Origin of the sequence: Treponema primitia (genome assembly GCF_046533075.1) — a bacterium.
GTDB classification, from domain to species: Bacteria; Spirochaetota; Spirochaetia; order Treponematales; family Breznakiellaceae; genus Termitinema; species Termitinema primitia_B.
Window position 1 is genome coordinate 1 of sequence record NZ_JAJQRB010000048.1, and the last position, 8,468, is coordinate 8,468.

General features: G+C 51.7%; 7 protein-coding genes and 1 pseudogene. 3 read left to right on the top strand and 5 right to left on the bottom strand.

The features are described from left to right. Positions 1-311, top strand: a pseudogene (locus LQZ19_RS10065) (methyl-accepting chemotaxis protein); the annotation flags it as partial. 150 nt (positions 312-461) lie between these two features. Next, entirely contained in the window at positions 462-2,630 is a 2,169-nt protein-coding gene (locus LQZ19_RS10070; RefSeq protein ID WP_411047540.1) for a methyl-accepting chemotaxis protein, read from the top strand. Here LQZ19_RS10070 and LQZ19_RS10075 read toward each other — a convergent pair whose 3' ends face one another. The 5 genes from LQZ19_RS10075 to LQZ19_RS10095 are packed head-to-tail and all read right to left on the bottom strand — an operon-like array spanning position 2,631 to position 6,558. Then, complete coding sequence (locus LQZ19_RS10075; RefSeq protein ID WP_411047541.1) at positions 2,631-3,404, bottom strand: PilZ domain-containing protein; 774 nt, start codon at positions 3,402-3,404, stop codon at positions 2,631-2,633. It abuts the gene before it with no gap. Between the two features lie 41 nt (positions 3,405-3,445). Next, entirely contained in the window at positions 3,446-4,045 is a 600-nt protein-coding gene (locus LQZ19_RS10080; protein ID WP_411047542.1) for a TetR/AcrR family transcriptional regulator, read from the bottom strand. Positions 4,046-4,067: 22 nt separating this feature from the next. Further along, positions 4,068-5,255: a THUMP domain-containing class I SAM-dependent RNA methyltransferase gene (locus tag LQZ19_RS10085; RefSeq protein WP_411047543.1), complete on the bottom strand. Its 1,188-nt coding sequence runs from the start codon at positions 5,253-5,255 to the stop codon at positions 4,068-4,070. A 42-nt stretch (positions 5,256-5,297) separates the two neighbouring features. Next, positions 5,298-6,245 carry an SAM-dependent methyltransferase gene (locus LQZ19_RS10090; RefSeq protein WP_411047544.1) on the bottom strand — a complete coding sequence of 316 codons (948 nt, stop codon included), beginning with the start codon at positions 6,243-6,245 and terminating at the stop codon, positions 5,298-5,300. Further along, the gene (locus LQZ19_RS10095; RefSeq protein ID WP_411047545.1) at positions 6,220-6,558 is read right to left on the bottom strand and encodes a PilZ domain-containing protein; all 339 of its coding nucleotides are present in this window, start codon (positions 6,556-6,558) and stop codon (positions 6,220-6,222) included. The genes LQZ19_RS10090 and LQZ19_RS10095 overlap by 26 nt, the downstream gene beginning before the upstream one ends. Before the next feature lie 116 nt (positions 6,559-6,674). Here LQZ19_RS10095 and LQZ19_RS10100 point away from each other — a divergent pair, with 116 nt between their 5' ends. Next, a complete protein-coding gene (locus LQZ19_RS10100) occupies positions 6,675-8,186 on the top strand; it encodes a glycine hydroxymethyltransferase (RefSeq protein ID WP_411047546.1) in 1,512 nt (503 codons plus the stop codon). The last annotated feature ends 282 nt before the right edge of the window (positions 8,187-8,468 follow it).

The window sequence follows — 8,468 nt, forward strand, 5'->3', positions numbered from 1 at the left end:
ATATCCGGAACGCTATGGAAGAGCAGAGTGTGGGAAGCCAGCAGATCCTGGAAGTGATCAGCCAGTTGAACGGGATCACCCAGCAGGTTAAGGGCGGTTCCATGGAGATGCTTGAGGGGAGTAAGGAGATCATCACCGAGGGGAAGAACCTGGAGATGGCGACCCAGGAGATAACCAACGGGATGAACGAGATGGGCACCGGAGCGGATCAGATAAACGTTGCGGTGAACCGGGTGAACGAGATCAGCGGACAGAACAAAGAGAACATAGATGTTCTGGTACAGGAAGTGTCCAAGTTCAAAGTGGAATAATCAGTACTGTTTTTATGCTTTAACCCAAGCCCCGATTTATTCGGGGCTTTTTTTTAATAAACTTACAAACCTTATAATATAATGCTCTCCTTCCATCCTCTGAGAAGCGAAACTAAGTACAGAGGTATTGGACTCCCGGAGGAATTATTTATGAAATTAAAAATGCGGCTTACCATAATAATGGCGGCGATGATGATAGTAGTGGTTGCGACCATAACTTTCGTGTTTCTTACCCGGTCCCGGGAAATGGTAACCGCGGCTACCCTGGAGAACATGGAAAACATGACCGGCCTGAACTCCAACTATCTGGCCGCACGGTATCAAAAATACTACGACATTGGTTTGGCGGTAACCCAGGTTTTTAACGGGTATGAGGCTGTGAACCGGACAGAACGGCGGTCCACGTATAATACTATCCTCCGGGACATTCTGGAATCCAACCCCCGTTTTGTGGGGATTTTTACGGTGTGGAAACCCGGGGTATTGGACGGCAGGGACACTGAATTTGCCAATACCCCCGGCGCCGACAAGACGGGTAATTTTATTCCCTATTATACCCGGGAACGGGGCCCTGTTGAGCTTCAGGCCTACGTTGATTGGGAAGCCGCATTGGGAAACCTTTCATCAGTTCCGACCATTACTAACCCTGAGTACGAAAATGTCAGCGGCAAAGATGTGTTAACCACCGAGCTTATCATACCCATTATTGTGGATGCCACCCAGGAAATTGTGGGGATGGTGGGTATCCATATCAGTCTTGACGCTACCCAGGAATTTGTCGAACCGATTAGCCCTTATGGAACGGGGTATGCCGCCCTTTTTGCCAATAACGGCAGGATAATTGCGCACCGGACGGCGGATCGGCGGGGAGAATATCTCCAGGGAACCGGCATTGCCGTGATAGGCGAGGAGGGAGTAGCAAAGATAATGCAATCCTTTGTGGATGGGAAACCGGTTACAGCCCAAAATAACGGAATGATATTTCAAAGCTATCCCTTCTTTGTTGGGGATACCCTTACCCCCTGGACGATGGTCGCCCTGGTGCCCCTGGAAACAGTAATGGTAAATGTAAATAGTATCACGAGCTTTACCTTGCTGTTAGCAGGGATTGCGATTGTTATATCGTCGATTATGGTCTATTTTATTTCCCTTTCCATTATCAGGCCTATCATCAAGGTGTCCGATACCCTCAAGGATATTTCCGAAGGAGAGGGGGATCTGACTAAACAGATAGAGACCAGAACGAAGGATGAAATCGGCGATCTTTCCCGGTACTTCAACCTGACCCTGGAAAAGATCAAGAACCTGGTGATCACTATTAAAAAGCAATCTGCGGCTCTGTTTGATATAGGGAACGAGCTGGCCAGTAATATGACCGAGACGGCATCGGCTATCAATGAGATTACCGCCAATATTCAGAGCATTAAAACCAGGGTTGTTAACCAGTCTACTTCGGTGAATGAAACCAACGCTACCATGGAGCAGATTACTATTAATATCGACAAGCTCAACGGGCATGTAGAAAATCAAACTTCCAGTGTGGATAAGTCTTCCAGCGCTATTGAGGAGATGATTGCAAACATTAAATCGGTTACCGATACTCTGGGACGGAATACGGAAAATGTCCGGCAGCTGATAGAAGCTTCCGATGTGGGCCGTACGGGGCTTTCGGGGGTGTCTACGGATATTCAGGAAATTGCCCGGGAATCCGAGGGCTTGCTGGAAATAAACGCAGTGATGGAGAACATCGCCAGCCAGACCAACCTGCTGTCCATGAACGCGGCTATTGAAGCGGCCCACGCCGGAGAAGCGGGGAAGGGCTTTGCGGTTGTGGCCGACGAGATCCGGAAACTTGCAGAGAGTTCCGGGGAACAGTCCAAGACCATCAGTACGGTGTTGAAGAAGATAAAGGAATCTATCGACAAGATCACCAAATCTACCGATAGTGTGCTCAGCAAGTTTGGAGCCATAGATACCGGCGTAAAGACCGTATCGGAACAGACGGAGAATATCCGGAACTCTATGGAAGAGCAGAGCGTGGGGAGCCAGCAGATTCTGGAAGTGATTGGTCAACTCAATAGTATTACCCAACAGGTTAAAAACGGATCTATGGAAATGCTTGAAGGGAGTAAGGAGATCATCACCGAAGGGAAGAACCTTGAATTGGCTACCCAGGAGATCACCAACGGGATGAACGAAATGGCCATAGGGGCGGATGAGATCAATGTGGCGGTAAACCGGGTGAATACCATCAGTGTGGAAAACAAGGAGAGCATCGATGTCCTTGTTCAGGAAGTTTCACGGTTTAAGGTTGAGTAATTACTTAAATTCGGCGTCCAGTTTGGCTTGCATGGAGCCCTGGACGAACTTTCGTATCTTGGTCCGTACCGCCGGGTCGGTCCGCTGGGTAAAAACAATAACGTAGGTTTTTGTAACCCCATCGTCCCGGAAACCAAATACGATCCCCTCGACCTTTAGAAGTATGCTCTGGAGTTTTATCTGGACATTCTGGCAGAGGGAATTTTTTTCCAACTCAGGATCTTCGTCGAATATGCAGGAAAGCCCCATGGTACTGATATCCTTGATGTTTCCCTTGATGTAGTCTCCGTTTATCGGAAGGTTAATGGTAGTCATGGTCTCGTTATCCGGCGCCGCCCGGATATACTTTCGCTGTCCCTTGGCATTCACCGCTATGAGGGCCGCCAAAACCTGTTTGATGAGGAGTTTGGAATCGGATTTTACCTGGATATATCCGCATTTTACTTTTACCGAATTGACGTATTTACGCTTTAGATCTTCATCACCGTTGGGGGCAAGGATGCCTATGTCCACTTTGGCAGTAACGGGGTCTGCCATGATTGCCCTGATCCACTGTTCCCACTCCTTCTCGGACAGCTGTTCGCTGATATTAACCAGGACAACCGAAGCGGGGTACTTGGCTATGATTTTTTTGAGTTTTTCCTGATCCTTTATTACATAAACCTCATATTCTTCCTGTATCAGCTCTTCCACCACATCGTTTTGTACCAGCGCTGCAGGATAGAGAAAAAAGATTTTTTTACCTAATACTTCAACGGTATTTCCCTGGGCCATACTCTATATGATATATAATAATTCTGCATTTTACAACCATATTATGGGTCAATGCGGATCTGGTTTAGGGTCTCTTCCACCGCTTTTTTCAATTCCCCCGCATCGGGGCGTTTCAGGACCGTCAAGCGGAAAATGGCCGTTTCTATGAGCCCATAGAGGAGATCATCCATGATGCGGACATTGACGGGCTTTATTTCTTCCGCCCTTATACCCTCTATCAGCATGGAGGCCAGGATATGGCGCATCCGTATGGTCCGGCGGCGTACCCGGTAGTCCGGGTCGGAATCGCTTTTTGAAAGGTAGAGCAGATAATTCAGAACCACCGAAAGGAGATGGCGGTTTTCTTCCAGCCGTTCAATTATCAGGATGATAACCTTGCTTAATTTCTCTATGCTGCCCAGGGTTTTATCGCCCCTGACCTGCAGGAGATCCCGTTCCACCGTCTGGAGCAAAAGCTTGATGCTGTAATTGAAGATTTCTTTTTTGTTCTTAAAGTATATATATAGGGTTGTCCTGGTGATTCCGCAGCGGTCCGCTATTTTCTGAAAGGTTGCGTTTTCAAAACCCTCATCGATAAAGACATCCAGGGCCTTTTGAAGGATTTCCTGCCGTCTCTTGTCATGTTCAACCGGTATAGACACTCCATAACCCCCGCATGTTTGTTCAGAGCGCCGTATACTCGTAAAAATACGAGTCCAGGGCGCCGTTGGTTAGTTCCCGGCAGGAATCGGCTTTCCTACCGAAATGGGATTCAAACCCGGGATGGTCGGTGATCACCGCCAGCTTCCAGAGCGGAAACTGTTTCCCCATATCAGACATTTCCCTGTAGATTGTCTCCGCCTCCGCCACTTCCCCCAGCCGTTTCCCATAAGGCGGGTTGGTGATGATAAAGCCCCGCTCCCCGGTAAGGCCCTCCGGGAGCCGGGCTGCCTTCATGGGTACGGTCCGGAACTCCGGAAGCCAGGGAAGCCGAATTTCCGGGCGTATCCCGGCGCCGGGACTTTTACCCTGGGCCAGTTCATAGGCTCGCTGGATATTGGATTTGGCAATGGAAACCGATCGGACATCCGAATCGCTTCCGTAAATACGTATGGTTCGTTCAAAGTTTACTTTGCCCAGGAGTTCCTCCCGCACTGCCGCCTCGGTTTTCGCATCAGCCGGTATAAGATCCGAGAGGGTGAAGCGCCGTCCCAGGCCGGGGGCCGCATCCCAGGCGTAGAGGGCCGCCTCTATGGCAATGGTACCGGACCCACAGAAGGGATCGTAGAGGGGAAATTTCCGGCGCCAGTTGGCCAGGAGCAGAAGCGACGCAGCGGTGGTTTCCCTAAGGGGGGCAGCCCCGCCTTCGGTACGGTAACCCCGCTTGAAAAGGGGCTCCCCGGAAAGGTCCAGCAGTACCGATACCTGGTCCTTTTCCACATAAACCCGCAGCTCCGCCTGGAAGCCGGTTTCGTCCAGCCGGGCTTGCCGGTATTTTTCGCAGAGCCGGTCCGCAGCAGCCTTGTGGGTCATAGCCTGTATGGTGGTGATCCCCTGCAGCTTGGACCGGTTAGACCGGACCTTGGCAACCCGTATGCCCATTCCGGCAGGTATCCAAGCTTCCCAGGGGATGGCCTTTACCCCTTCGAAAAGGGCATCAAAATCCGCAGCGGGGAAGAGGCCCATCTCCAGGAGCAGGCGATCCGCACATCGCAGGGCCATGAGGGCCCGGTAAATTCCGGGGATATCCGTCTCAAACCGGACCCTGCCAAACCCGGATTCCAGGACCCGGTAATTTCCGCTGAGTTTTCGTATTTCGTTTGAAACTACTTTTTCCACACCAAGGCCGCAGAGGGCAATTACCGTTATCATACTTATTGTTAACAGTATAACACATTTTGTAATAATGTCATATCATTCCGAGGCGAGTTTTATCCAGCATAGTTCATGTTTGTTATGGTAGAGATGCACCACGGCGCTGCCCGGGATAGCGGCGAAACGGCGGCTTGTTTCAAAGTCCCCATCGCCCTGCATCTTTATGGTACAAATGAAATTTTTGCAGAGCCCGGAGGCCAGCCACTTTTCAATCCACTCGTACAGGCGCTGAGGGTAGCAGATCACGTCGCAAAAAAGCCAGTCCAGGGGGCCTATTTCCTCGGGGCGCAGGGTAAAGGCATCGTGTTTTTGGAAGCCGACCCCGGGCATAGCCAGGATACGGTCCTCCAGGGGAGCGCGGTCTATCGCCAATACATTTACCCCCAGGTTCGCAAGGGCCCAGGTCCAGCCCCCGGGACTTGCCCCGGCGTCCAGACAACGCTCGCCAGGCTGGGGCAGGCGGCCGCAGCGGACCAGGGCTTCCCAAAGTTTTACGTAGGCCCGGCTGGGAGGCCCCAGTTTATCCTCATCAAATTCGATAATCCCCCCGGGAAAGGGGCTGGCGCATTGGGCGGAACCGATGAGGGTATTGGCGTCCAGGAGGGTCCAGCTTCCCATGGGATTGTCCGGTAGTGTCCAGGGGAAGGGCCGTCTTTTTGAGGATAGGGGCGGCAGTTTAGAGCTTATCAGGGCGCTCCGGCGAAACTGGGTAAAAAGGGTGGGCGCCCAGTTTCTTTGGATACCTCGCAAAATGGAAGCGGCTTCGGAGATGGAGTTAAATTCTAAGCGAAAGGGCTTGAACCAGCAGTTTTGAAACCAGAAAACAGAATCCGGCGGGGTTTGCGCCCGGTAGAAAGGACCCCAGGAATCGTCCCAGGTTCCAAGCTCCTGTTCCAAATGATCCTCAAAGCCTGAAACCGACTGGAATATCCGGCCGGGAAGAGGCTCTAAGCGCGGCAGCTTAGACTGAGGTGGATCGCCAGGCAAGATAATCGACGTAACGCTGGAAATCCCGTCCTTTGGGAGACACGGCTATGGTAAACCCAATTTCGCAGGAATAACCCCCGGAACGGACCCACCGGCTTTCTACCAGGAGCTCAAAGGGGGCAATTTTCGCCGCAGAATCGGGTAGAATCTGCAGTTTACACGGAGTATTAGGTTTGATATCCACAAACATGGTATATTCCACACAGCACCCGGTGATACTGAGATCCTTCAGCAATGCCTCTCCTTCAAATATTTCAGGAACAAGGGCTCTCGCAATGGTTGGATATCTGGTACTTCGCCGATTATCAAACATATATTACATTCTGTATGATAAAGAGGTGGTTCGTCAACACCTTCTCCAGTCCCCTTGAAAACCCCCGGCCTTTTTGGGTATGCTGGGTAAACATATCAATTTATTGGAGTTACCTCATGGATAAGAATCCCGTTGCTGCGTATCTGGCCGCTACCTCTCCCGACAAGGTAGACACATCTCTGCTGGCGTATCTGTGTAATCTTCAGGAGGTCGCTAAAATCGCCCCTGAGATTGCCGCTTCTATCGTGAAGGAACTGGAAAACCAGCGCAAACGGGTAAAACTTATTGCCAGCGAAAATTATTGTTCCATGGCGGTTCAATTGGCCATGGGGAACCTCTTAACCGATAAATATGCCGAAGGTATGCCTTCCCATCGTTTTTATGCGGGGAATGAGAATGTGGACGCCGTGGAATCTCTGGCCGCCGCAGAGGCCCGGAAAGTTTTCGGCGCCGAATATGCCAATGTCCAACCCCATTGCGGGGTGGATGCCAATATGCTGGCCTATTGGGCGATTCTTACCACCAGGGTGGAAAATCCCGCCCTGACCAAATACGGCGAAACGAACCTGTATAAACTGAGCGATGCCCAGTGGAAGCAGCTCAAAACGGATATGGGGAACCAGCGTCTCCTGGGGCTGGACTACTATTCCGGGGGCCATCTTACCCACGGCTACCGCTACAATGTATCCGGCCGGATGTTTGAGATTCATAGCTATGGGGTTTCCAATGAGACGGGCCTCTTGGATTACGATGTTATTGAAAAACAAGCGCTGGAAGTGAAGCCCCTGATACTACTGGCGGGCTATTCTGCCTATCCCCGGAAGATCAGTTTTAAGCGGATGCGGGAGATTGCCGACAAGGTTGGGGCGGTATTGATGGTAGACATGGCTCACTTCGCCGGCCTGGTGGCGGGGAAGGTTTTTACCGGAGAATACGACCCGGTGCCTTGGGCCCATGTGGTAACCAGTACCACCCATAAGACCTTCCGGGGTCCCCGGGCGGGGATGGTCCTTGCCACCAAGGAATTCGCCGATGCCCTGGACAAGGGTTGTCCCCTTACCATGGGCGGTCCCCTTCCCCATGTTATCGCTGCCAAAGCGGTGGCCTTCCGGGAAGCCGCCAAGCCGGAGTTCCAGGACTATGCCCACCGGATCGTAGATAATAGCCGGGCCTTAGCCGCCGCCTGTATTAAGGGCGGGCTTGAGGTTCCCACCGGCGGTACGGACAATCACCTTTTCCTGGTCAATGTCCGTAACCTGGGTCTTACGGGCCGTCAAGCTGAAAACGCCCTCCACGACTGTGATATCATCCTGAACCGGAACAGCCTTCCCAATGACCCCAACGGCCCCTGGTATACTTCGGGTCTTCGCATTGGTACCGCTGCGGTAAGTACCCTGGGCATGAGCGCTGCGGACATGGCGGAACTTGGAGCCATCATCGTCATGGTCCTGAAAAACACCAGCCCCGGCCCTGATACGAAGGATCCTTCCAAGCCGAGTAAAACAAAGTATGTGGTGGAGCCTAAGGTTAAGGATGAAGCGCTGGGCCGGGTAAAAAAACTTTTGGATCGCTTCCCGGTTTATCCTGAGCTGGATTTGGAGTTGCTGAAACGGGAATTTGTTACCTGAGGGCAGTAATAGAGGAAGGAGGGAACCGCCGTCTCACTTCCTCCGTCCTCTTGACAGCTTCCGTAAATGTGCTATCCTATACCAATCTGGCCTAAAACGGCCCAAGCAATTTGCGTATATAAGCACAGTCTCCCTTAGGGGGACCAAACCGGTACTTCATAAGGAGATCCCCCATGAAAAAAGCCGCTCTGAAAGCAGCACCTAATAGCTGCCACAGTATCGTTACCCCCCCCCCCCCCCCCCCCCCCAGCAACCACTCATGTAATTGTACCACATTTCCTT